This window comes from Sphingomonas xinjiangensis, from assembly GCF_014199255.1.
Classification (GTDB): domain Bacteria; phylum Pseudomonadota; class Alphaproteobacteria; order Sphingomonadales; family Sphingomonadaceae; genus Sphingomonas; species Sphingomonas xinjiangensis.
In genome coordinates, this window is sequence record NZ_JACIJF010000006.1 from 44480 (window position 1) to 68093 (window position 23614).

General features: G+C 63.8%; 18 protein-coding genes. 11 read left to right on the forward strand and 7 right to left on the reverse strand.

Features of this window, described 5'->3' with window-relative positions; genetic code table 11:
- Window positions 1-24: 24 nt before the first annotated feature.
- Window positions 25-1485, reverse strand: a complete 1461-nt coding sequence (locus tag FHT02_RS11370) for a helicase HerA domain-containing protein (protein ID WP_184087610.1) — start codon at window positions 1483-1485, stop codon at window positions 25-27.
- A gap of 126 nt (window positions 1486-1611) precedes the next feature.
- On the opposite strand from FHT02_RS11370, the gene recQ reads away from it, so the two are divergent.
- Together recQ and FHT02_RS11380 are read left to right on the forward strand one after the other, a co-directional pair.
- Window positions 1612-3381 carry a DNA helicase RecQ gene (gene recQ, locus FHT02_RS11375; protein ID WP_184087612.1) on the forward strand — a complete coding sequence of 590 codons (1770 nt, stop codon included), beginning with the start codon at window positions 1612-1614 and terminating at the stop codon, window positions 3379-3381.
- On the forward strand, window positions 3378-3812 hold the full coding sequence (locus FHT02_RS11380; protein WP_184087614.1) for a protein tyrosine phosphatase family protein: 435 nt from the start codon (window positions 3378-3380) through the stop codon (window positions 3810-3812). The genes recQ and FHT02_RS11380 overlap by 4 nt, the downstream gene beginning before the upstream one ends.
- 130 nt (window positions 3813-3942) lie before the next feature.
- On the opposite strand, the gene FHT02_RS11385 is transcribed toward FHT02_RS11380, so the two are convergent.
- Together FHT02_RS11385 and FHT02_RS11390 are read right to left on the reverse strand one after the other, a co-directional pair.
- A complete protein-coding gene (locus FHT02_RS11385) occupies window positions 3943-5298 on the reverse strand; it encodes an ammonium transporter (protein ID WP_184087616.1) in 1356 nt (451 codons plus the stop codon).
- A gap of 14 nt (window positions 5299-5312) precedes the next feature.
- Window positions 5313-5651, reverse strand: coding sequence for a P-II family nitrogen regulator (locus FHT02_RS11390; RefSeq protein ID WP_184087618.1), 339 nt, complete (start codon window positions 5649-5651; stop codon window positions 5313-5315).
- A gap of 742 nt (window positions 5652-6393) precedes the next feature.
- Here FHT02_RS11390 and FHT02_RS11395 point away from each other — a divergent pair.
- From FHT02_RS11395 to FHT02_RS11405, 3 genes are all read left to right on the forward strand, one after another.
- A complete protein-coding gene (locus FHT02_RS11395; protein WP_184087620.1) occupies window positions 6394-7914 on the forward strand; it encodes a TolB family protein in 1521 nt (506 codons plus the stop codon).
- The gene (locus tag FHT02_RS11400; RefSeq protein ID WP_343056924.1) at window positions 7884-8600 is read left to right on the forward strand and encodes an alpha/beta hydrolase family protein; all 717 of its coding nucleotides are present in this window, start codon (window positions 7884-7886) and stop codon (window positions 8598-8600) included. Before FHT02_RS11395 ends, FHT02_RS11400 begins: the two co-directional genes overlap by 31 nt.
- Before the next feature lie 97 nt (window positions 8601-8697).
- Window positions 8698-9069, forward strand: coding sequence for a hypothetical protein (locus FHT02_RS11405; RefSeq protein ID WP_184087624.1), 372 nt, complete (start codon window positions 8698-8700; stop codon window positions 9067-9069).
- 286 nt (window positions 9070-9355) lie between these two features.
- On the opposite strand, the gene FHT02_RS11410 is transcribed toward FHT02_RS11405, so the two are convergent.
- Window positions 9356-11635, reverse strand: a complete 2280-nt coding sequence (locus FHT02_RS11410) for a TonB-dependent receptor domain-containing protein (protein WP_343056925.1) — start codon at window positions 11633-11635, stop codon at window positions 9356-9358.
- A 256-nt stretch (window positions 11636-11891) separates the two neighbouring features.
- Window positions 11892-12332 carry an acyl-CoA thioesterase gene (locus FHT02_RS11415; RefSeq protein WP_184087626.1) on the reverse strand — a complete coding sequence of 147 codons (441 nt, stop codon included), beginning with the start codon at window positions 12330-12332 and terminating at the stop codon, window positions 11892-11894.
- A gap of 140 nt (window positions 12333-12472) precedes the next feature.
- On the opposite strand from FHT02_RS11415, the gene FHT02_RS11420 reads away from it, so the two are divergent.
- From FHT02_RS11420 to FHT02_RS11440, 6 genes are all read left to right on the forward strand, one after another.
- Window positions 12473-13609 carry a zinc-dependent alcohol dehydrogenase family protein gene (locus tag FHT02_RS11420; RefSeq protein WP_184087628.1) on the forward strand — a complete coding sequence of 379 codons (1137 nt, stop codon included), beginning with the start codon at window positions 12473-12475 and terminating at the stop codon, window positions 13607-13609.
- A gap of 356 nt (window positions 13610-13965) precedes the next feature.
- Window positions 13966-16575 carry a TonB-dependent receptor plug domain-containing protein gene (locus FHT02_RS11425; RefSeq protein ID WP_184087630.1) on the forward strand — a complete coding sequence of 870 codons (2610 nt, stop codon included), beginning with the start codon at window positions 13966-13968 and terminating at the stop codon, window positions 16573-16575.
- Window position 16576: 1 nt separating this feature from the next.
- A complete protein-coding gene (locus FHT02_RS11430; RefSeq protein WP_184087632.1) occupies window positions 16577-17875 on the forward strand; it encodes an aminotransferase class V-fold PLP-dependent enzyme in 1299 nt (432 codons plus the stop codon).
- 496 nt (window positions 17876-18371) lie between these two features.
- Window positions 18372-19799 (forward strand): MFS transporter, encoded by a 1428-nt coding sequence (locus FHT02_RS11435; protein ID WP_221239445.1) that lies wholly within the window; start codon window positions 18372-18374, stop codon window positions 19797-19799.
- Window positions 19800-20059: 260 nt separating this feature from the next.
- Window positions 20060-20194 (forward strand): hypothetical protein, encoded by a 135-nt coding sequence (locus FHT02_RS21920; protein WP_281393175.1) that lies wholly within the window; start codon window positions 20060-20062, stop codon window positions 20192-20194.
- A gap of 253 nt (window positions 20195-20447) precedes the next feature.
- Window positions 20448-21677, forward strand: coding sequence for an MFS transporter (locus FHT02_RS11440; RefSeq protein ID WP_184087636.1), 1230 nt, complete (start codon window positions 20448-20450; stop codon window positions 21675-21677).
- A 182-nt stretch (window positions 21678-21859) separates the two neighbouring features.
- On the opposite strand, the gene FHT02_RS11445 is transcribed toward FHT02_RS11440, so the two are convergent.
- Both FHT02_RS11445 and FHT02_RS11450 read right to left on the reverse strand, forming a co-directional pair.
- Window positions 21860-22789: an FAD-binding protein gene (locus FHT02_RS11445; RefSeq protein ID WP_184087639.1), complete on the reverse strand. Its 930-nt coding sequence runs from the start codon at window positions 22787-22789 to the stop codon at window positions 21860-21862.
- On the reverse strand, window positions 22786-23538 hold the full coding sequence (locus FHT02_RS11450) for an electron transfer flavoprotein subunit beta/FixA family protein (protein WP_184087641.1): 753 nt from the start codon (window positions 23536-23538) through the stop codon (window positions 22786-22788). Before FHT02_RS11450 ends, FHT02_RS11445 begins: the two co-directional genes overlap by 4 nt.
- Between the last annotated feature and the right edge of the window lie 76 nt (window positions 23539-23614).

Sequence of the window (23614 nt, forward strand, 5' to 3'; positions counted from 1 at the left end):
TGCACGATCAACCGCCCGGCGAGTTCAACCCGATTCAGAGGGTTGCGTGGTCCAGCCGAGGCGGGGAATCGTGATCGAGCGCTTTCCCGCAAGATCGATGCGCGTCACGAACAACTCGCGGCTTTCGATATATTGCAGCAGACGGCGCACGCGGCCGAGCGAGCTGGTGCCATAGGTGGCGGCGATTTCCTGGTCGCTGGGGCACGGCAATCCTTCGCGGGCGGCGCGCGCAACGAGCAGGAATGGTCCGAGCATGTCGTCTGGAAGCGCGCGTGCAGCCTCAAGCGCCTGCGACCATTCCGCATCGGGATCGCCATGGATGCCGGCACGCGCAGCCGACAGGCGCCGAGTGAAGGCTGACAGATCGAGCGGTGGCCGGGCGAGGCCAACCATTCGGCAGCGAACCAAGAAGTCCTGATACAGCACCGATGGCGAGCGGAAGGCGGACTCCGTATCGGCGACGATCGCGCGCAGCACGTCGGTGACATGCCCGGCGGCTTCCTCCGGCTCCATTTCGGGTCCGGTGTCCGCCACTGAAGGAACCGAGCGGGCAAGTGCCTGGAGCAGCGTTTCCGATCGGGCGGGCGTGGCCGTCGCGGGCGTCGTGGGCTCGGGCGGAACCCAGCTTGGCTCGGCGGGGGCGAGCAGCAGTTCCTTCATGTCTCCAGCAGGAGCCTCAGGCAGCGGCGTGAGCTTGGGGCTCGAACTGCGCGCAGAGGTCTCCACTGCCCCGATCCGGATTGCCACCGGGCGACGGGCTACGGCTGGGCCGAGCGCCAGAAAGGTACCGCGCTGCAGGTCGCGGATGGCTTCGGCCTGACGGCGCTCCATGCCAAGCAGATCGGCGGCACGGGCCATGTCGATGTCGAGAAAGGTACGGCCCATCAGGAAGTTCGATGCTTCCGCAGCGACATTCTTGGCCAGCTTGGCAAGCCGCTGCGTGGCGATCACGCCGGCAAGCCCGCGCTTGCGGCCGCGGCACATCAGGTTGGTCATGGCAGAAAGCGACGCGCGGCGGACGTCCTCGGCGACCTCGCCGCCGCCGGCCGGCGCGAACAGCTGCGCCTCGTCGACCACGACAAGCGCAGGATACCAATGTTCGCGCGGGGCATCGAACATGCCGTTCAGGAAGGCGGCGGCGCACTTCATCTGCCCTTCCGCTTCAAGCCCTTCCAGGCTCAACACCACGGAGGCGCGATGCTCGCGGATGCGCGCGGCGAAGCGGGCGACATCGCGCTCGCTATGCTCCGAAGCTTCGATGGAAAGGTGGCCGTATCGGTCGCTCAGCGTGACGAAGTCGCCTTCGGGATCAATAATCACCTGCTGGACATGCCCGGCGCTGCGTTCGAGCAGGCGGCGGAGCAGATGCGACTTTCCCGATCCCGAATTGCCCTGGACGAGAAGCCGCGTGGCGAGGAGTTCCTCCAGGTCCATACCCACGGGCGCTCCGCCCGCGTCCAACCCCATGTCCACGCTTACTGTCATTGCCGCCTGCTTTGGCGGGCGCAGCGCGCAGCGGCAAGGGCGCCACGGCGAAAAGCTGTGAGTGCTCGTTGCGGGTACGGAACCGCTGCCTCGACAGGGTGGCTCGGCGAGCCTAGGTCCTCGGCGATGGCCGATCCCGTTGAAATCCTGCGTTCTACTTTCGGCTTTGCGGGCTTCCGGGGCGTTCAGGACCAGGTCGTCGGGCGCGTCATGCGGGGGGCCAACACGCTGGCGGTGATGCCCACGGGTGCGGGCAAGTCGCTGTGCTACCAGGTGCCGTCGCTGGCGCTGGAGGGCACGTGCGTGGTGGTGTCGCCGCTGATTGCGCTGATGCACGACCAGCTGCGCGCAGCCGAAGCGGTTGGCATTCGCGCGGCGACGTTGACGAGCGTGGACGAGAACCGCGAGGAAACGATCCAGCGCTTCCGGGCTGGCCAGCTCGATCTGCTATATGTCGCGCCGGAACGCGCCTCCAGCGAGCATTTTCGAAACCTTCTGAGCCAAGCGCGCTTGTCGCTGTTCGCCATCGACGAGGCGCATTGCGTGTCCGAATGGGGGCATGACTTTCGCCCGGACTACCGCTTGCTGCGGCCGCTGCTCGACCGGTTCGAGGATGTGCCGCGGCTGGCGCTGACCGCGACTGCCGACGCGCACACCCGCGCGGATATTTGCGAGCAGCTGGGCATCCCGCACGAGGGCATGATCGTCGCGGGTTTCGACCGGCCCAACATCCGCTACACGATTCAGCCGCGCGAGAACACGACGCGACAGGTGATGGACGTAATGGCCGATAATCCCGGGCCAGGCATCGTCTATGTCCAGACCCGCGCCGGCGTGGAAAAGCTCGCCGAGAAGCTGGCGGAGACGGGGCGCCCGGTGCTGGCTTATCATGCCGGGCTCGACCCACAGGTGCGGCGCCGCAACCAGGCGGCGTTCGTGGCGTCCGAAGACATGGTGATCGTCGCCACTGTCGCGTTCGGCATGGGGATCGACAAGCCGGATGTGCGCTTCGTCGCGCATGCCGGGCTGCCCAAGTCGATCGAGGGCTATTATCAGGAAACCGGCCGTGCCGGCCGGGACGGTGATCCGGCGGTCGCACATCTGTTCTGGGGCGCCGACGATTTCGCGCGGGCGCGCCAGCGGATCGGCGAAGTGGAGACGGGGCGCCAGCCGGGGGAGCGGGCGCGGCTGACTGCGCTGGGCGCGCTGGTGGAAACCGCCGAGTGCCGGCGGCGCATCCTGCTGCGGCATTTCGGCGAAGAGGATACGCCCGAACAATGCGGCAATTGCGACAACTGCCTGTCGCCGCCCGCTGCGGTGGACGCGGGGGTGGTCGCGCAGAAGTTCCTGTCGGCGGTGTTCCGCACCGGCATGATGTTCGGCACCGGCTATATCGAGAGCGTCCTGCTTGGCCAATCGAGCGAGCGTAGCCTGATGAACGGGCACGAAAAGCTCTCGGTATTCGGCATCGTGAGTGGCGACGAGGCCGCGCTGCTGAAGCCGGTGTCGCGCGCGCTTCTGTTGCGCGATGCGCTGCGCACCAATGCCCATGGCGGACTGGAGTTCGGACCGGCTGCGAAAGCGATCCTGAAAGGTGAGACGGGGCTGAAGCTGGTGCTGCCGCCCAAGCGCGACCGACGAGGCAAGCGGGGTGCCGCGGGTGGCGCCAATCCGATCGGCAACCCGCTGTTCGAGGCGCTGCGGGCCAAGCGGCGCGAGATCGCACAGGAGACCGGCTTACCGCCCTATGTGATCTTCCATGACTCGGTGCTGCGCGACATGGCGATGAGCAAGCCTACGAGCCTGGCCGAGCTTGGGCGGATATCGGGCGTTGGCGCGCGCAAGCTCGACGCCTATGGATCGGAGTTTCTGCTAGTGATCCGGGAGGCGGCATGATCCGCAGAGTTGACGACAAGATTTCGGTGGCGCCCCAGATTTCGCCCGAGCAGGTCCCTGCCCTGGCCGAGGCCGGGTTCACCGCCATCATCAACAACCGCCCCGATGGCGAGGAGTTGGCGCAACCCGACGGCGCCGCGCTACGCCAAGCCGCGGAAGCGGCGGGGCTGGCCTATACGGCGATTCCGGTGACGCATGCCGGCTTTTCGGCAGTACAGGTCGAGGCGATGGCTGAGGCATTGGAGCAGGCGCGGGGGCCGGTGCTGGCCTATTGCCGTTCGGGTACGCGCTCGTGCAACCTGTGGGCGCTGGCTGAGGCGAGCCGGGGTGGCGATCCTGACGCGCTGACCGCCAAGGCGGCCGGGGCGGGATATGACATCGAGGGGATCCGGCCGCTGCTGGATGCGCTTTCGGGTCGGGCCACTATCTAGTCGACGCGGAAAACGCGTGTCGATCCTGCTAAGCTATTGATAAAAAAGAGCCGGTGGTTTTAGCCACCGGCCCAGTGCGTCCGCAGGAGGAACATCGTGTGGCGCGCCGCACAGCGGCGCCCCGAATGCGTCAGTAATTGTAGGCGCGCTCGCCATGCTCGCCGAGGTCGAGCCCTTCGACTTCGACCTCTGGCTTCACGCGGCCCCCGGTGAGCGCCTTGGCGATCGCATAGGCGATGGCGGTACCGGCCGCGGCCCAAACGATGGTGGTGCCGACCGCGCCGAGCTGAACCAGCAGCTTGGCACCCATGTCGTAGTCCGCCGCGCCCGGCCCACCCAGCGACGGCGCATAGACGACCGCGGTGCCGACCGCGCCGACCATGCCGCCGACCCCGTGAATGCCGAACGCGTCGAGCGAGTCGTCATAGCCGAGCCTGGGCTTCACCACCGTGACGAAGGCGAAGCAGACCAGCGAGGCGATGGCGCCGAGCACGATGGCGCCGAACGGCCCCGAATTGCCCGCCGCCGGGGTGACCGCGACCAGGCCGGCGATGATGCCCGAGCAGAAGCCGAGCGCCGACCCCTTGTGGCCCGAAAACCGCTCTGCCAGCATCCAGAACAGACCCGCCGAGGCAGTCGCCACGAAGGTGTTGATCATTGCCAGTGCCGCCGAGCCATTGGCTTCGAGCGCCGAACCGGCGTTGAAGCCAAACCAACCGACCCAGAGCAGCCCGGTGCCGACCATGGTCAACGTCAGGCTGTGCGGCGCCATGCGCTCGGTCGGATAGCCGATGCGCTTGCCCAGCAGCAGCGCGAGCACCAGCGCCGAAACGCCGGCATTGACGTGCACCACCGTGCCGCCGGCGAAATCGAGTGCGCCGGCCTTGAAGAACAGCCCGCTCGCCGCCCAGACCATGTGCGCGATCGGGAAATACACGATGGTCAGCCAGATCAGCGCGAAAACCATGACGGCGGAGAATTTGATCCGCTCCACCACCGAGCCCAGCACCAGCGCGATCGTGATCGCGGCAAAGGTCATCTGGAACGAAATGAAGACATATTCCGGGATCTCGACCCCGGCGGTGAAGGTCGCGGCCTGCGACGCCGGCGTCACGCCCTTGAGCAGCAGCTTGTCGAAGTTGGAGACGAAGTTGCTGAGGCCGGAGCTATAGTCCGGGCCAAAGGCCATGGTGTAGCCCCACATCACCCATATCAGCATGGCGAGCGCGGCGACCGCGCCGATCTGCGTCATCACCGAGAGCATGTTCTTGGTGCGGGCAAGGCCGCCATAGAATAGCGCCAGGCCCGGCAGGATCATCATCAGGACCAGGATGGTCGAGGTCATCATCCAGGCGGTGTCGCCCTTGTTCACCGTGGCGGTGGGTGCCGTGGCCGGCGCCTGGAGCGCGGCGTCCTGCGCCCAGGCTGGCAGCGCGGCGAACAGTGCGAGCCCCGCCCCTGCCGCCAATTTGGTCGAAAGCTTCATCGTGGCCCCCTTCATCACAATGCGGTTTCGTTGGTTTCGCCGGTGCGTATCCGCACGGCCTGGCCGAGATCGAGCACGAAGATCTTGCCGTCGCCGATCGCGCCGGTGCTGGCCGCGGCCTGGATCGTTTCCACGGCGCGGTCGGCCAGGTCGCTTCCCACGGCGACCTCGATCTTGATCTTGGGCACCATGTTGGTGCTGTATTCGGCGCCGCGATAAATCTCGGTCTGGCCCTTTTGCCGGCCGAAGCCCTTCACCTCGGTCACGGTCATGCCGGTGACGCCCACGCCCGTGAGCGCCTCGCGCACCTCATCCAGCTTGAATGGTTTGATGATGGCGATGATGAATTTCATGCCGCCCCCCTGGCGATTGTCCTGCCGAGGAGCTCTGCAAGGGGCATGCCAGATCCATCCCGCCGGTGATCGCCCGGCGGGCTGGGGGTGCGAGCCTGTTTGAAACGTCAATTTTTGTGCAGATGCGAGATGCTGCCTGAAAATTAGGCAGGTCTGGCCAGTTCCCCTGCTGGGGCAAGCGAAAGGCGCCAATTACCGCGTGCAGATCGCGTTCCTGTGGATGAACGATCTGGAGGCACAGCACCTCAGGGCTACCCGCCACCCAGCCGACCTAAAGTTCGCTGAGATATGCAAGCTTGCGTTCGGGCCCGCTTGCCAGATGCTCGCCTATGAGGGAAGTTTAGTAAATGTCGCGACAGCGCAGTTCGCGGAGTCGTCGGTTGCCTTCCCTGTCTCGAAGCTCAGCGCTTCCGCGACAAGGCATGGCAGCTTCCGCCCCAGAGTCAGTCATCCAGTCGGCGGCTCGCGTCGCTTGAAAACGGACGTCCGTTAATGATCGTAGCGACGGCCGCTTTTCCGGTTCGGAGTGTCATGGCGTCGCCACGGGGTCCGGAAGCTGCCGCTAGTTAAGGCCGAGGGTGAACTTCAAGCCGAGCAGTTCCGATTGAGGTGACGTCCATCCCCGAGAGCATTTTGCGCTCTCCTGCTTTGGCTAACCATTGGCATCGCAATTAACCTCTCCGCCTGACTTTCGCCATTATACTTGCTGACTACTCTCCCCTCGAAAGATAGGAGCAGCGCATTGGGGTTCGGACGGTGGCATAAGGTAGTGGCTGGGCTTGCCTGTCTCCCAGCGCTTTCGGCCACCGCGCAGCAGCGTCGCACGCTCACGATCAACGACGTTCTCGACGTCCAGCGGATCGACCAAGCAACGCTCTCGCCAGATGGCAACTGGGTCGCCGCCGTCGTCCAGCGCCCTGCTCGGACGGGCGAAATCTATGGCCGCATCGCTTATGAGATCGATCCGACGCGCAGCGACGTCTGGCTGATTGATGTGAAGACCGGCAAGCGCCGCGCGTTGACAGACGGCGCCGCGGACGCCGCCGGTTACTGGTGCGCTAGCTGGTCGCCCGACGGTCGGCGGCTAGCCGTGCTCTCTACCCAAGCTACCGGCGGCGAGCCGCGCGGCGGCGACAACGTCCGCCTTTATATCTGGGACCGGTACACTGGCGCAATGACGCGAATGAGCGACACCGCCGTAATGACGCAGACCCGCTATGGCGGCGCGCTTCACAAGCTCGATCTGCGCGGAGGCGCGGTTCGGCGCAGCGGACCGCATGCATGCAACCTCGATGAAGATGGTGCGCCCTTCCTCTGGCTCGATGCGCGTCGCTTGCTGGTGTTGACGCTTCCCGAGGGTCAGGTTTCGGGGATCCTCGACCAGTATAGCCGTCCGTTCGTCAGCGCTGCGCGCACGGCAAGCCGCTTACGCAGCGGTGTCGAGCCCACCGCGCTCGCTATGGGTAGCGGGGAAGCCCGTCTACCTCGCGACGAGACCAATCGTGCGGTTCTGCGCGTCGTCGACGTCACCACGCGCCGCGCCGAGACGGTCGCCGCTATACCTACCTATCCCCTTCGCAGCAGCCTGAGCCTGTGGGTGTCGCCCGATGGGAAGCGAGTAGCCGCCCTCACGCCTCTGGGAGCGCTTCAGCCTGAAGCAGGGCAGATCCTGCCCAACCACACCGACGAGAATTGGACCGTCGAGCGCGGCTTGAGCTTTATCGACATCGCCCCGAACGCGTCGATCCGCTGGGTAATGCCGCCGCCGCAGGCTCGCTATCCCCTAGCCCTGGTCGGCTGGGCGGCCGACGGTCGGCTCGCCTATTCCGCTCGCGGCAGCCAGAGCGAAAGCGAAGGCGCGCAATTCCTCCCGTCGCACGAAGGCAGCGTAGCCCCGCAGCCCGAAAGGGCTGACTCTGACCAGATCAAGCGTAACATTGCAATGCCGGCGGATGGAGTCTTGCTCGATGACCGGCCTGATCTCGGTACCGTACTGTGGAGCGAGAGCGGCCGCACCGGCCTTACCCTCCGCATATCGCGCGCCTCGACCAAAACCACCACCCGCGACCTGCTGACGCTCAACAACCATCTTGCGGCGATCGATTGGGGCGAAACGCGCCTCGTCGACTATGTCGATAGACACGGCCAATCACTTAAGGCCGTGGCGATCCTGCCACCGGGCATCGCGCTGATCGCCGCTACCCGACCCTCGTGTGGGTCTACGGCGGGAACATGGTGCGCGATCTCGATAGTGATTACATGACCGACCCCTTCATGCCGGGCATCTATAATCTCTATCTCTACGCTGCGCGGGGCTATGTTGTCCTGGTGCCCTCAATGCCGCTCAGTGACCGGCGTGAGAACGCCAACTCCTATACCAAGATTGCCGATGGCGTAACGCCTGCGATCGATAAGCTGACCGCGATGGGCATCGCCGATCCGGAGCGGCTGGGCGTGTTCGGCCAAAGCTTCGGCGGCTACAGCGTCTTCGCGCTGCTTACTCAAGGAAGTTGGTTCAAGGCAGGCGTGGCGATGGCGGGGATCAGCGATGTCGCTAGTCTCTATGGCGAGATGGACCCAGGTGCGGTCGGCTACCCCGGCATCGCGCACGAGAAGAGTGACAATTGGGCCGAGCTTGATACCACGGGCCGCACCGCCCCGCCCTGGCAAGACCCGGCGGGCTACGCCGCCGTCTCCCCGTTGTCCTATGTCGCCCGCGTCACCACGCCATTGCTGCTGATCCACGGCGATCTGGATATGCGGGGAGCTCCTTCACAAGCTGAGAGGTTCTTTTATGCGCTCTACGCTCAGGGCAAGACAGCGAAGCTGCTCCAATATGCTGGCGAAAGCCACAGCCTTGCGCAATCGCCCGCCAACATCCGCAGCATCTTTGCTGAGACGAATGCCTGGTTCGATGCTTACCTGAATCGGTCGCAAACGCGTCCATGAAGGCTCCATATGGGCCGCGGACCTCGTGCACGGATGGCCATCGTTGACCTCTCACGAACTATCATTCGTCGAACCAAAATCTCAGAAGGGGTTCTCCATGTTAATGGCCATGTTTCTGGCGAGCGCAACGATTTCCCAAGCGGCCACGCAGGCCGTAGAGGAAGATGAAATTGTCGTAATGGGCCAAAGGCTAAATAGGTGGACAGGCAAATACCAGATAAGGGGGGCAAAGCGAAAATGCTCAACCAAGACATCCAGCGGGGATCGAGAAGTTGATAACGTCGGCTGCGCAGCATTTTTAAAATGTGCTGATAAGTATCAGAATCTTACAGATGCTGGCGATGGCAAAGGCATCTCTAAGGCTACGCGAAATGTCCTCAAGCAAGACCTAATTGGCAAAATGAAGACATGCATTACCGACCAACGGGCCGTCCTTCTTCGTGAGCTTTCCGCACGTCGCCCGCAATAGATGCTTTCGAAGTAGGCTGAACGGCAGGGATCGGGGGGCGAAGCTGCCATTTTTTTTGCATGAACAAGCGTCTGCTTACCCTAAGTCAGGGCCTGAAAGCGGCCGGTCCGCAAACCACCAAATCTCGGCCCTTCCTGATCGGCAAAGTGGACCCTGCAGGCGGCCTGTCCGCTCACGCCCTTCTTCCGGTCCTTCACGACGTTTCCCGCTGCTGCCGAGAGCGTTCGTTCATCCGCCACCGAAGCGCGTGAGGCGGCGGGCCGTTAAGGCCTGCCGCCTCGGCCGATCAGAACGCGTGGCGCATGCCGATCACGAAGTTGCGGCCCCTTAGAGGCGATTGGTCCTTCACGAACGACGTATGGGCGAATGCCAGCTCATTAAGCAGGTTGCTGCCGCGAGCATACAGCTCCACCGACTTGGCCCCGCCGAGATCGAAGCGGTAGCTCAGGATCGCGTTCAGCATGTCGTATCCCGGCGTGCGCGTCTCGTACGAGGCGACTTTGTCCTGCTCGAACGTGTGGTAATATTCCAGGTTGCCCGAGACCGGCCCGGCGGCCAAATCATAGCGCGCACCGACACGCCCTGGGGGAATCCGGGGCAGGTTGTCGTTCTCGCGCTTCAGCTTTGCGTCGACATAGTCGCCGAACAACGTCACGCGTGATTGCGGCGTGAGCTTGTAGCTGATTTCGCCATCGATGCCGGCAAAACGCGCGTCGGCCGCCGTGTAGATCAGGAAATTGTGTGGTACGCCGGTCTCTGTTTCCATCTCCTGCAGCCGCGCGAACACATAGTCATCGACATTCTGGTAGAACAGGCCAACTTCGAACCCGAGCGGGCCGCCGTTCGCGCGGAATGTCAGGTTGATCGCGTCGGTGCTCTCCAGAACATCTTCCGCGGACAGACCGGCTTCGCCGAGGATCGGATTGCCGACCGCAAGACCAAGCTCGTAGCTGTTGGTCGCCAAATTGTTTCCGCGCGCGTAGAGTTCGCGCACGCCCGGCGCACGTTCGGTATGCCCGAACGACAGCGCCAGCGCATATCCCTGACCAACATTCCAGGTCGCGCCAAGCGAGGCCGAGAAGGGGTGGTGCCGCACGGTGGGATTTCGCGACCGGAACGCTTCGACGTCTTCGCTCTCGAGCAGCTGGCGCCAGTCAGGTCCGTACCATTCGGCGAACAGTGCCTCCAGTTCCGCTCCCACCGTCGAGCGCCACGACGGCACGGTCACGTCGATCCTGCGCCAGTCCTTGCGTATGGCCCCCTCCAGATCGACTGCCCCGAACGAGCGGCGCTCAGTCAGGAAGATGCCGACATTCTCGGTGCGGTAATTGGGGTTTCCATCAAAGCCATAGGCCCCGTCAGGAAACGGCTTGTGCAAGTCGTTGACGTTGATGCCGCCGAACGTGCCATCGGTATATTGGACGCCAAACGTTCCTGAAAAGCCGAAGAGCGGTTTGTGGGTCAGCTCCACGCGTCCGTCCCAAACCTTGTTGGTGAAGCGGGTAAACAGCAGATCGCCGTCGATCTCGTCATGCGCATAGTCAGTGTAGGACAGGCGCAGGCGGGCGTGCGCGAGGCCCGGCAGCAAATCGTGATAGTCGGCACGAACGTCGGCGCGTTCCGTACGCAGCTTTATCTGGGCGGTGTGGCTGTCAGATCCGCCGAACGGATCCTCGAAGCCGCCATGCGATTGGCAATGCAGGTCCAGATCATGGGTATGGCAGACGCCGTTCAGATGGCTATGCCCGGGGAGCCCATAGTCACTTTCCATCCGTGAATAGGCCGCGCCGATATAGCCTTTCGACGTGATCCACGAAGCGCCGACGGCGTAACTCGTGCTTTCGGCAAAAGAGTCCTTCAGCCTGTCCGAGCCATAGCTGTCGGGTACCGCATAATTCTCGGCGGTGCGACGCGCGCCTTCGGCATGCACTGCGAACTGCCCCAGGCCGGCAGTGACGCGCCCGACAACAGTCTTCTCCTCGTCACCGGTGCCGTAACGGACCTCGGTCGCGCCGGTGACCCCTCCAACTGGTACCTTCTTCGGCACCTTGCTGTCGATCAGGTTGATCGCCCCGTTTGTGGCGTTTCCGCCATAGCGGATGGCGGCGGGGCCGCGCTGAATCTCGATCGCGTCGAGCAACAGTGGATCGGTAGTGATGGCGTGATCGGGCGAAACCGACGAAACATCGAAAAGATTGGCGCCGTCGCTCAGCACTTCGATTCGTGGCACCGTTTGTCCGCGGATCACCGGGCGGGACGCGCCGCCGCCAAAATTGTCGAGATGCACGCCCGGCAGTCCGGCGAGGGTTTCGCCCAGACCACCCTGACGCCTATGCGCCAGCTCGTCGCCGGCAAGCACTTGCACCGGGAGAGGAGTCTCGACAGCATCGAGGGAGCGACCCGTGACGGTCACGTCGCTGGAGCTGCCGCCTGATCGACGCACCTCGCGCGTCGCTTCTTCTTGCTCGTCTGCTGCTGCTTGCCCCCATGCAGGCATGGGCGCGCCAATCGCCGCAGCCGTCGCCAAGAGGATACCCGTGTACCGATTGTTACGATTGAAACGCACTGATTTTGCTCCACCCACCTCAGTGCGCCGCACTTATGCTATGTTGTATCATTACATCAAGTGGGCATGTTTCATTCAGGCAAGCCGTCGCGGCAGCTCAGGACGGTTTCAGCCAAAAGACTGCCGGGCCGCTTTTCCACGCAACAACGGACACGGCGCTGTCGCGAAAGTGACGGCATAGGTGACGTCTGGTCGTCGGCATTTCCCGCGACACAAGAACAGGCACCGCCCGACCTGTGCACAGCGGCGCGCACGGCTACATTCGAGAGGCAAGCGTCTCCAACTTGCGCCGCCAAGCCTGGGGCAGCGGGGTCGGTCTTCGATGCGCTCGATCGACATAGACGTGCGTGAACGACGCTTCAGCCGCCGGCATGTCGTCCCCTGGCCGGAATGCGCCCAGTTCGTACGTGACGCTCGAGGATCCCAGCCGACCGAGCGCCAACCCGATCTCAACAGGCTCGGGGTAAGCGAGCGAGCTCACATACCGGCAGCGGGTGTCCACGACCAATCCAATCGGGTCACCGTTGACGATGTCGAGCAGGCCTTCACCGATCAGCCACGCGTTCACCGCGGTATCGAACCAGTGATAATAAACCGCGTTGTTGACGTGACCATATGCGTCGTTGTCGCTCCAGCGCGTGGTGATCGTCCGCCACGCTACATAGTGACCGCGAGGAAGTGGTGGAGATCGCGTCATGAGTGTCTGCTCTTCATCGGCTTAGGCTCCCTTGCACCTACCAGGCAAAGCTGCGCAAAATCATCGCCGGAGCAACGCGAACACGTATGCTTCGCCGCACTTTGAGCTTGCCCGGTTGGAATAGGTGCAAAAGGGAAGACATGAAAATCAAAGCCGCTGTTCTTCGGAGCGTCCGGGCGCCCCTGCCCTATGCCGACAGCCGGCCGCTCCAGATCGAAGCACTTGAACTCGATCCTCCTGGTAAGGGCGAAGTCCTTGTGCGCATCGTTGCCGCCGGTCTGTGCCATTCCGACCTGTCAGTGATCAATGGCGACCGCCCCCGCATATTGCCGATGGCGTTGGGTCATGAGGCCGCAGGTGTGGTCGAGGCGCTGGGGTCCGATGTCGACGATCTTGCGCCCGGCGATCATGTCGTGATGGTATTCATGCCAAGCTGTGGTCACTGCCTGCCCTGTGCAGAAGGACGACCAGCCTTGTGCGCACCCGGCGCCGCGGCCAATGGCGCGGGCACGCTGCTTGGCAACGCCGTACGTCTGCACGACGACGGCGGCACCGTGCACCATCATCTGGGCTGCTCAGCGTTCGCGACTCATGCTGTCGTATCGCGCCGCTCGTTGGTGAAGGTCGACCGCGACTTGCCGCTGCATGAGGCGGCGTTGTTCGGCTGCGCGGTGCTAACCGGGGTTGGAGCGGTGGTGAACACCGCCAATGTGAAGGCTGGGCAGACCGTGGCGGTGATCGGGCTTGGCGGCGTCGGGCTCGCGTCCGTGCTCGGCGCGCTCGCAGCCGGAGCGGCGCAAGTGATTGCAGTGGATCTGGCCGATGACAAGCTGGCGCTGGCAACGCGGATAGGCGCAACGTCGGTGGTGAAGGCCGGGCCGGGCGCCGTTGCGGCGGTGCGTGAACTGACCGCTGGTGGCTGCGACGTGGTACTCGAGATGGCAGGATCAGTGCGAGCGCTGGAGAGTGCGGTAGCGATGACGCGGCGCGGCGGTACCACGGTGACCGCCGGCCTGCCGCCAGCCGATGCGGCATTAGCCGTGAACGTCGTCGCCCTGGTGGCCGAGGAACGCACGCTGAAGGGCAGCTACATCGGAACCTGCGTCCCCACACGCGACATTCCACGGTACGTCGCGCTTTACCGCGCCGGGCGGCTGCCGGTGGACAAATTGGTAAGTGGCTATCTGACGCTTGATCAGATCAATGCCGGCTTCGATGCGCTACATGCCGGGCATGCAGTACGTCAGATCATCAGATTTGACATTCCCGAGGGCTGATGACCTCCCGGACAAAGATGCCGGTCTGCTTCCCGCCCACGCGCAAATCGGAACTAGCCTTGCCGGTTCCTCTTTCCAGACCTGTTTGGGAAGGCGGCTTTGAGCAGACTTCCTCTTGGACGCGATCTGCCTAACCACCACGACCGGACTTCGGCTGCCGCAAAACCAATAGCCTGCGCAACGTCCGAAACTTAGCACTCCCGCGACGCGGCACCGCTTCGCGTCCGTGACCAACGACGCAAAGTTCCGCAGTCGGAGTTGATATATCGTATCACTTAGGTAAAGCGGTGATGCCGCAATCGTGGCGGGACGCGCTTCGAGCGAGCGCTGTCTCTAACTGATTCTGGAAGCTTTGGATGATTGATCGCGGCACGCTGCTTGCCTCACTTTCGGTGCTCACCCTCGGCATTTCGCTGCCCGGCAGGGCGCAGACTGTGCCTTCCGACGACAGTGTCGCTGCAGATCAGAACTCCGACCCCGAAATAACCGTGACCGGCTCGCGGTTCGGCGGGCGCACCGTCACTGACTCGCCTGTTCCAATCGATACCATCTCCGGCGATGAGCTCCGCAACGGTGGATACACGCAGCTGAACGACCAGCTGAAGGTTGAAGTCCCGTCCTTCAACATCCCGCGACCATCCACGGCCGGCGCTGTCGACTTCTACAGTGCCCCGTCCTTACGAGGGCTCTCGCCGGGCCAGTTGCTCGTTCTCGTCAACGGCAAGCGCAGACACCCCACGGGGGACGTGTCCAATCACAACCAGATTGGCCGCGGCGACGTTGCATTCGATCTGAACGCAATCCCGGCCGCGGCGATTGGTCGACTGGAGGTCCTGCGCGACGGCGCTGCCGCGCAATACGGATCGGATGCGATTGCCGGCGTCCTCAACATCGTACTCGACAGTCGGGTTGGCACCGGCGGCAGCGCAACGCTGGGCATCACCGAACGCGGCGATGGCCAGGTAGCCGACATCGCCGTTTGGCATGGAGCGAAGATCGGTGACAACGGCTTCCTGCGCACCACTTTTGCCTACCGAACGACCGAGGGCACGAACCGCGCCGAGCCGGATACGCGCCAGCAGTATCTTGGCAGCAACGGCACGCGGCTTCCATCGGGCAACTTCGGGTCCGGTACAGGTCTCACGCCTTCCGCTGGCGCGCTGGATCCTCGCGAAGCAACGGTGGACCGGCGCTTGTTCCAGCTGGGCGAGCCTGAGACAGAGCAGATTTCCGGCTTCGTGAACATGAATCTGCCGCTCGGCGCCGCAGAACTATACGGCTTTGGCGGTGCCAGCCGCATGCAAGGCACGTCCATCGGCTTCAGCCGACGCGCCGGTCAGGATGAAACCGTTCGAGCCATCCATCCGGACGGCTTTGCCCCGCGCATCGAGACCAGATTGGACAATTATTCGGCCGCCCTGGGTGCCCGCGGCGACGCGCTGCTCGGTTTTGGTTGGGATCTTTCCACGCTGTTCGGCGGCAGCCGGATCGACCTTGGGCAGAGTAATGCGAACAACGCCTCACTTGGGCTAGGAAGCCCGACGGAGAGCTATCGTGGCGGCATCCGCTTCGATCAATGGACCAACAATCTTGATCTGACCCGTGCGTTGGCGACCGGGCTGGCCGAGCCGCTCAAGCTCGCAATCGGGTTCGAATATCGCGAAGAACAGTACAAGCTGGTGGCCGGCGACGTGGCCAGCTATGTGAATGGCGGTATTCCGATCCTCGACGGACCCAATGCAGGACGCCCCGCGCCGATCGGGTTCCAGCCTACGGCGGGCACGCGGCCCAGCGATGCACGGGACGAGAGCCGCAGCGGCGTTGCCGCCTATGTCGAACTTGAACAGACTCTGGGCGCGCTGCTGGTTTCCGGGGCCCTGCGCCACGAGCATTTCTCTGACTTCGGCGACACCACCAACTGGAAAGTCGCCGCGCGGTATGAACTGCTGCCAGGTGTGGCGGTGCGTGGATCGGCAAGCACCGGGTTTCGCGCTCCCAACCTTGCGCAGTCCTTCTTCTCCACGACCAGCAACTCGATCATCAACGGCCAGCTTACCTCGCTCCGTCTGCTGCCGGTCGATGATCCTGCGGCACGCCTGCTTGGCGCAAGCGACCTTCGCCCGGAGACATCGCGCAACCTGTCATTGGGTGCGACCTTCGAAGGTCCGCGCCTGACCGCGACAATCGACTTTTATCAGATTGGCGTCGATGACCGTATTGCATTGTCCTCGACGTTCCAGGACCCGCGCGTAACGACGGTCCTGACGCAGGCCGGCTTTCCGGGGATCGCGGCGGCAAGCTACCTGACCAATGCGGTGGACACGACGACCCGCGGGTTCGACGCGACCATACGGTATCGCTTCCCCGCGAGCAGCCTTGGCCGCTTCACCGCGACGCTGGCCGCTAACTACAATGAAACCAAATTCGATCGGATCGCCCCCACTCCCCCGCCGCTGGCAGCACTTGGCATCACGACGCCATTGTTCGATTTGACGCAGCAACTGCGCTTCACTGATGCTCAACCGCGCGACAAGGTGGTCGCAGACCTGCGCTGGGATCGCGGCCGGTTCAGCTTTAACCTGACAGCAGTGCGCTATGGCGCGGTACGAGCGGTACAGTTCGCCAGCCTGACGCCGGCACGCATCGACGTTTTGACACCTGGCTATGATGTGGAATTGCGGCCCACCGATCCGGCGAGCGGCAACAGCCAGGTGATTCAACGCTTTGGTGCGGAAACCATCGTCGACCTTCATGGCGAGTGGCGCCCGACCAATCAGGTCACACTCGCAGCGGGCGTGACCAACCTGTTCGATACCTACCCCGACCGGAACATCGCCTCAACGGTCTCGAGCGTGGCCGCCGGCACCAACGGGGCGGATAACAACGGCATCTTTCCCTACAACTACGTCTCCCCGTTCGGCTTCAATGGCCGAGCTTTCTTCATGCGGCTTGGGATCAGCTACTGAGATGAAAACGCCAGAACCATCCTGGAGCCGCCGCGGCGTGATCGGCGCGGCTGTGGCCCTGCCAGTTGGGACCGCCGCTGCCTCCGCCGCAACCCCGTCGGTGGCAATCGGCGACTTGTCCTTTATCGAGGCCGAGCGACGTCTGGTGCGTGCGTGGGATATCGACCGCTCGATCTCCAACTTCGACGCCGCTTATTATGGTGCGATGCCCAGGGTGGTGCATCAGGACTATCTCGAGCACACCGATTGGGTGAACCGGAACAACAGCCTGTTCCTCCGCAGCGCCTTGCCGAATCTGCGCCGGGACGATGTGCTGAACCGCTCGCGGAGCGAGGTGGCCAAGCTAATCGGTGCTTCCATGAACGAGGTGGCGCTGTGCACCGGCGGCACCGAGGCGCTCTACGCGCTCATCACGAATTATCGACCTCTCAAGGCCGGCGACGCCGTCATCATAGCGGATGTCGACTATGACGAGATGCAATATGCCATGGCCTTTCTGGAAGAAAGCCGTGGGGCTCGCCTGGTACGCATGTCGGTTCCGGAGCCCTCCACCGACGCCAACATCCTTGCCGCCTATGATCGCGTGCTGCGCGACACGCCGCGTGCGAAGCTGCTGCTCCTGACTCACTTGTCCAACCGCAACGGCCTGGTCCCTCCGGTCAAGGAGATCATCGCGCTGGCTAAAGCGCGCGGAGTCGACGTGATCCTCGACAGCGCGCAGGCGGTAGGACACCTGCCCTTCACCGTGGATGAGATCGGCGCGGATTTCGTCGGCTTTTCCATCCACAAATGGCTGGCCGCGCCTCTGGGCACCGGCGGCATCTACATTCGCAAGAGCCGGCAGGATGCGATTGCGCCCTATATGGGCAACCGCATCCGCGATGCCGATGACGTGCGGGCACGCGTTCTCACCGGCACCATCAACTATGCCGCCCATCTTGCCATCCCGACCGCGATCGACTTTCACCGAGCGATCGGCCCGGAGGCAAAGCTGCGGCATCTTCAGCGGCTGCGTGATCACTGGATCGACGGCGTGAAGGACGTCCCCGGGATCGAGATCCTGCAACCCTCGCCTGCCCCTCGCTACGGAGCCGTTGCCGCTTTTCGCCTCCCGAGAGCGCGCGACTGGGAAGGCGCGCAAGCGATGCAAAAGCGGATATTGGCGCGCAATCGGCTGATGGTGGTTGCCAAGCGGGGTCTGAAGAGCGGCCCGGCGATGCGCGTGACGCCGGCGTTGTTCACTACGATTGCCGAACTCGACCGTCTGATAGCCGCGATCAGGGAAGAAGCACGCACCTGACGTCAAGCGCGGCCCAGCGCGTCTGAACAGGACGCGCCAGGCAAAGACATTCAGTTCAAGGAATCGTCACTTCCGATCGCCAAGCTGTCGCAAAAGCGGTGACGTGTGAGATGCTGGATAAGTCAGTATTTCGCGATGGCCGCTTTTTGCGGCTTCTCCGTCGCCACTCCCTGATTTCAAAACGCGCGGCCGGACAATAGCAGGAAAGGGCCTGACGGGAGGCAGCGAGGCTGTGCGCCATGAGGCGCATCACGCCGCGGTGCATGCGGCCTGAGCGTTATTCAAGTAGCCTGAGCAGGGCGGTACTCGACTTGCTCCAGTTACGCTCCGCGACGTATGCCGCTGCTATTGGTGGGGGGGTGAATGAATGGCGCACCGCAGTAGCAGCCGCGGAAATTCGGGTGTCGGAGAACGCTGGCCGCTTTTTTGGGCAGGGTGTGCAGCGATCAGCGTTGGGGTTGCGCTTCACTTACCGATGCTCGCCATGGCGCATAGGATGGGCAACCACCTGTCGGGCATGCCTATGGACGGGTGGATGTACCTGGGCATGGCGTTGATCGGGATCGGCGTTCCGGCCGCGATCTTTGGCGCGCTCCCCAAGAACCGGCCTGACCACCGTGCAGGCGCTGGCGCTGCGTTTGAAGCGCCCGATGATACTCCACTAACGCGCTCGCATGCTGCCGTGCTGCTGGTGCTTACCCTTGGTCTCATCATCGACACGATGAAGCCGGCAACGCTCGGCTTTGTGCTCCCCGGCATGCGTGGCGAATATGGGCTTGCGAAATCGACCGTCGCGCTGTTGCCGTTCGTCGCCCTTACCGGAACGACAGTCGGCTCGTTCCTGTGGGGGTGGCTGGCGGACATTTATGGCCGGCGTGTGTCGATCCTGTTGTCCACGATCCTGTTCGTTTCGACCTCCATCTGCGGAGCCATGCCGTCCTACAGCTGGAACCTGGTCATGTGCTTTCTGATGGGGTGCTCGGCTGGCGGCATGCTGCCTGTCGTCTACACGTTGTTGGCTGAAATCATGCCTCCACGGCACAGGAGCTGGGTTCTTGTGCTGGTTGGCGGTACCGGGCTTGTCGGCGGCTATCTCGCGGCAAGTGGCGCGGCTCATCTGTTCGAGCCATTGTTCGGCTGGCGCAGCTTGTGGCTGCAGGGCTTCCCGACCGGTTTGCTGCTCCTCGCGATGGCAAGGTGGATACCCGAATCCCCGCGTTTTCTGATGGAACGGGGCATGGACGCTGAGTTGGCGGGCATGGCCCGCAAGTTCGGCATCGTCAGGCGTGCGCCTCAAGCTCCTCCAGCGGATGCCGGCAGCGCAGCGGCTCACCACCGCGAGTTGACCATCGCCCTGGTGATCACTGCCCTGTCGTGGAGCTTCGTCAACTTCGGGTTGCTGCTGTGGCTGCCTTCCGATCTCCAGGATCGAGGCTTCAGTGCCGAGATTGCGAGCGGCATCATCGCCAGCTCGGCACTTGTTGCTCTGCCCACGATCATGGTTGCGGCCTTCTTTTACAGCCGGTGGAGCAGCAAACGCACCCTGATCGGCACGGTGCTCCTCACCCTGGCCGGTCTTGCCGGAGCCTTGCTGCCGGCATCTACGCTGGCTTGGCCGCCGCTGCTTATTGCCGTCATCGCACTGCTGGTCGTCGGCAGCAACGGCTTGATCGCCGTGTTACTTCCCTATGCAGCCGAGAACTACGCGCTGCGCATCCGTGGACGTGCCACCGGACTTATCGCGGGCAGCAGCAAGTTCGGCGGGGTGGCGGTCCAGCTAGGAGCGTTTGCCGGGCTGATCCCGACAATGGGAGGCGCGGCGGCTGCGCTGATCATACCGATGACCCTGTCAGCAATACTGATCGGGCGCGCCGGGCGAGAGACGCGCGGCCGCAGCTTACGCGAGCTGGAAGCGGCGGCTTAGCGTTTGCCCTCTTGATCGCGCTCCTGACTGGGAAGCCGTAGACGAGCACGGTGCCATCCACCGGCATCGTTGAGCCAGCAGCACGCCGACCATCTGCCTGAGGCCGGCATGGCCGGGCGTGAACGCTGGCGGCCGTTTCGACATACTGACGGAGCCCGGTCGGGATCGATGAAGTTCGCGTTGCGAGCCCATAGTAGAACACCTGAGTTCTACAGCAATATTCCAGCAATCATATGCGATTTGCAGCTACTGGAATCGCCGTGACTGAATTCGAATATTTCCGCGCCCGCGCTATCGATGAACGCCTCGCCGCGATGCGTGCCGCCTGCATGAGGGCGTTCCGCGCACACATGGACATGGCCTGTGAATATGAGCGGCGGTGCCTCGCTGGCTGATTGGGCTCGGCGAGGACGGGAGTTACCCCGCAGCGTCGCTCGCTTTCCATCCTTTCCATAGCATTGCCGTGATCTTCGCAGCGCAAGACGCAGGCAAATGCCTGTGGATTGCCGCGCTACTGTCGTGCGGAGCGCCAGCCGCGCGCTTGCGCTTATCAAGAGTGAGGTATGCCATCCGCGTTCAGCGGGGCAGATCTTAAGGGCCGGCACGGCAGGCGTTGCAGCTTGAGCGAGTTCAAGGCGTTGGCGTGCTATGGAACAGGGATTGGTGCGGGGCAGCGTCGGCTATCGGCGGTTGACGCTGGCGATGCTGTTCGCCGGCTTTTCGACCTTTTCGCTGCTCTATTGCGTGCAGCCTCTGCTGCCGCTGTTCGCGCATGACTTCGGCGTCAGCGCGGAGGCTTCGAGCCTGGCGGTGTCGCTGGCGACGGGACCGCTGGCGGTGGCGATCCTGTTTGCTGGTGTGCTGTCCGATCGCATCGGGCGGCGGCCGATGATGGTGGCGGCTATGTATGCCGCCGGGCTGCTGACGGTGCTGACCGCGGCAGCGCCGGGGTGGGACGCGCTGCTCGGCCCGCGGTTGCTCACCGGATTGGCGCTGGCGGGGGTGCCGGCGGTGGCGATGGCCTATGTCAGTGAGGAAGTGGACGCCAAGTCGGTCGGGCCAGCGATGGGCCTGTATATCGCCGGCAGCGGGATCGGCGGGATGGCGGGACGGCTGGGCGTCAGCCTGGTGACCGAGCTGGTGGACTGGCGCTGGGCCCTGGCGGTGGTTGGCATCGCCGGGCTGGCGCTGGCCGACGCGTTCCGGCGCCTGGCGCCGCCGTCGCGCCGCTTCGTCCGGCAGCGGTCGAGCCTAAGCGGGCTGGTGCGGTCGGCCGGCGCGCTGTTCCGGGACCGCGCCCTGCCCTTGCTGTTCGCCGAGGCGTCGCTGCTGATGGGGGTGTTCGTCACCATCTACAATTATGCCGGCTTCCGGCTGATGGGTCCGCCCTTCTCCCTCAGCCATGCGGCGATCGGGGCGATCTTCCTGCTGTACCTGTTGGGGTCGGTCAGTTCGGCTTGGTTCGGTGGACTGGCCGAGCGGCGCGGGCGGCGGCTGGTGTTCTGGATACCGGCGGGACTGCTGCTGATCGGCGTGGCGCTGACCGCAGGCAGGTGGCTTCCGCTGGTGATCGCCGGGATCGGCGTGGTGACGATCGGCTTCTTCGGCGCGCATTCGATCGCATCGAGCTGGGTTGGGCGGCGCGCGCACGGCAATCGCGGGCAGGCGGCGGCGTTCTACCTGTTCTTTTATTATCTGGGATCGAGCGTGCTGGGGTCGGCGGGCGGAATGGCGTGGACCGCCTGGGGGTGGAATGGCGTTGTCGGCTTTTGCGGCGGGTTGATGGTGGTAGCGCTTGCCCTGGCGGGGTTGCTGGGGCGGGTCGCGCCCTTGCCGCTGGCGGAGGCGGCGCCGCCGCGGGCGATGGGCAGCGATTGAGTCGCTGAGGCGAAGCGAACGAAGAGAGGTTTAAGGGTGAACCTCCCATGGGTGCGGCAGGCGTGGGCGTGTCGCGTCTACGGAGAGCGGGGTACCCTCCACCATGCTGCGCGTGGTCCCCCTCCACCTGCCGGGGAGGATCTTAGAAGGGCGCCTCTTTCGAGACGCCCTTCCTGTTTCACTCAGAGCTTTTCGGTGAGCTCGGGGACGATGGTGAAGAGGTCGCCGACCAGGCCGATATCGGCGACCTGGAAGATCGGGGCGTCCTCGTCCTTGTTGATGGCGATGATGGTCTTGGAGTCCTTCATGCCGGAAAGGTGCTGGATTGCGCCGGAGATGCCGACCGCGACATAGACTTCGGGGGCAACGATCTTGCCGGTCTGGCCGACCTGATAGTCGTTGGGGACATAGCCCGCATCGACCGCGGCGCGCGAGGCGCCGACCGCAGCGCCGAGCTTGTCCGCGAGTGGTTCGATGATCGCGTGGAAGTTCTCCGAATTGCCGAGCGCGCGGCCGCCAGAGACGATCACCTTCGCGCTGGTCAGTTCAGGGCGGGCACTCTCCGCGATCTCAGACCCGACGAAGCTGGAGAGACCCTTGTCGCCCTGACCCGAGACGGGTTCGACAACGCCATTGCCCTTCTCATGGTCTGCCTTCTCAAAGGCGGTAGTGCGCACGGTGATGACCTTCTTAGCATCCGACGACTGAACCGTCGCGATCGCGTTGCCGGCATAGATCGGCCGCGTGAAGGTATCAGCACCTTCCACCGAGAGAATATCGGAGATCTGCATCACATCGAGCAAGGCGGCAACGCGCGGGGCGATGTTCTTGCCGGTGGTGGTCGACGGGAACAGCACCGCGTCATAGGCCTGCATCAGCGTGACGATCAGTGGCGCGACATTCTCCGCCAGCGCATGTTCGTACGCGGCGTCGTCGGCAAGCAGCACCTTGCCGGCGCCGGCGATCTTCGCGGCTGCGTCCGCAACCGCCTGTGCGCCGCTGCCCGCGACCAGCAGGTCGACGTCCCCCAGCTTCGAGGCGGCAGTGACAGTGGCGAGCGTCGCGTCCTTGACGACCTTGTTATCGTGTTCGACCCAGACGAGCGTCTTCACTTGGCGACTCCCATACCCTTGAGGCGTTCCACCAGCTCGTCGACCGAGCCAACCTTGATGCCGGCCTGGCGCTTGCCGGGCTCGGTTACCTTGAGCGTCTTGATACGCGGCGACACGTCCACGCCGTAATCGGCGACGGTCTTCTTGGCGACCGGCTTGGACTTGGCCTTCATGATGTTGGGCAGCGTCGCGTAGCGCGGCTCGTTGAGGCGCAGATCGGTGGTGACGATCGCCGGAAGCTTGAGGTCGACCGTTTCCAAGCCGCCATCGACTTCGCGGGTGACTTTCACGCGCTCGCCATCGGCCTCGACCTTCGAAGCGAAGGTGCCCTGGGGCCAGTTGAGCAAGGCGGCGAGCATCTGGCCGGTCTGGTTGGCGTCGTCGTCGATCGCCTGCTTGCCCAGGATCACCAAGCCGGGCGCTTCTTCCTCGACCACCTTGGCGAGCAGCTTGGCGACGCCGAGCGGTTCGACTTCGTCGTCGCTCTGGATGAGGATCGCACGGTCTGCGCCCATGGCGCGGGCGGTCAGCAGAATGTCGGTTTCCGCCTTGGCGACGCCGACGGTGACCACGACGACTTCGGTCGCGGTGCCCTTTTCCTTCAGCCGCACCGCCTCTTCGATGGCGATTTCGTCAAAAGGGTTCAGGCTCATCTTCAGATTGGCGAGGTCAATCCCCGACCCGTCCGCCTTCACGCGGGGCTTTACGTTGTAGTCAAGCACGCGCTTGACCGGCACGAGTACCTTCATCAGCTCATCTCCTCGGCGGCAATGTCGTTACCGCTTACGTTAACGTCAAGCGGCAAAACGCAAGACCAACGTGTGA

Excerpts from the sequence above, each read along its gene's own strand:
- FHT02_RS11415 (WP_184087626.1), bottom strand. The coding sequence starts at position 12,332 with ATGACGCGATCTCCACCACTTCCTCGCGGTCACTATGTAGCGTGGCGG.
- FHT02_RS11405 (WP_184087624.1), top strand. The coding sequence starts at position 8,698 with ATGTTAATGGCCATGTTTCTGGCGAGCGCAACGATTTCCCAAGCGGCC.
- FHT02_RS11430 (WP_184087632.1), top strand. The coding sequence starts at position 16,577 with ATGAAAACGCCAGAACCATCCTGGAGCCGCCGCGGCGTGATCGGCGCG.
- FHT02_RS11385 (WP_184087616.1), bottom strand. The coding sequence starts at position 5,298 with ATGAAGCTTTCGACCAAATTGGCGGCAGGGGCGGGGCTCGCACTGTTC.
- FHT02_RS11400 (WP_343056924.1), top strand. The coding sequence starts at position 7,884 with ATGGTGCGCGATCTCGATAGTGATTACATGACCGACCCCTTCATGCCG.
- FHT02_RS11425 (WP_184087630.1), top strand. The coding sequence starts at position 13,966 with ATGATTGATCGCGGCACGCTGCTTGCCTCACTTTCGGTGCTCACCCTC.
- FHT02_RS11435 (WP_221239445.1), top strand. The coding sequence starts at position 18,372 with ATGGGCAACCACCTGTCGGGCATGCCTATGGACGGGTGGATGTACCTG.
- FHT02_RS11380 (WP_184087614.1), top strand. The coding sequence starts at position 3,378 with ATGATCCGCAGAGTTGACGACAAGATTTCGGTGGCGCCCCAGATTTCG.
- FHT02_RS11420 (WP_184087628.1), top strand. The coding sequence starts at position 12,473 with ATGAAAATCAAAGCCGCTGTTCTTCGGAGCGTCCGGGCGCCCCTGCCC.
- FHT02_RS11370 (WP_184087610.1), bottom strand. The coding sequence starts at position 1,485 with ATGACAGTAAGCGTGGACATGGGGTTGGACGCGGGCGGAGCGCCCGTG.
- FHT02_RS11390 (WP_184087618.1), bottom strand. The coding sequence starts at position 5,651 with ATGAAATTCATCATCGCCATCATCAAACCATTCAAGCTGGATGAGGTG.
- FHT02_RS11440 (WP_184087636.1), top strand. The coding sequence starts at position 20,448 with ATGGAACAGGGATTGGTGCGGGGCAGCGTCGGCTATCGGCGGTTGACG.
- FHT02_RS11450 (WP_184087641.1), bottom strand. The coding sequence starts at position 23,538 with ATGAAGGTACTCGTGCCGGTCAAGCGCGTGCTTGACTACAACGTAAAG.
- recQ (WP_184087612.1), top strand. The coding sequence starts at position 1,612 with ATGGCCGATCCCGTTGAAATCCTGCGTTCTACTTTCGGCTTTGCGGGC.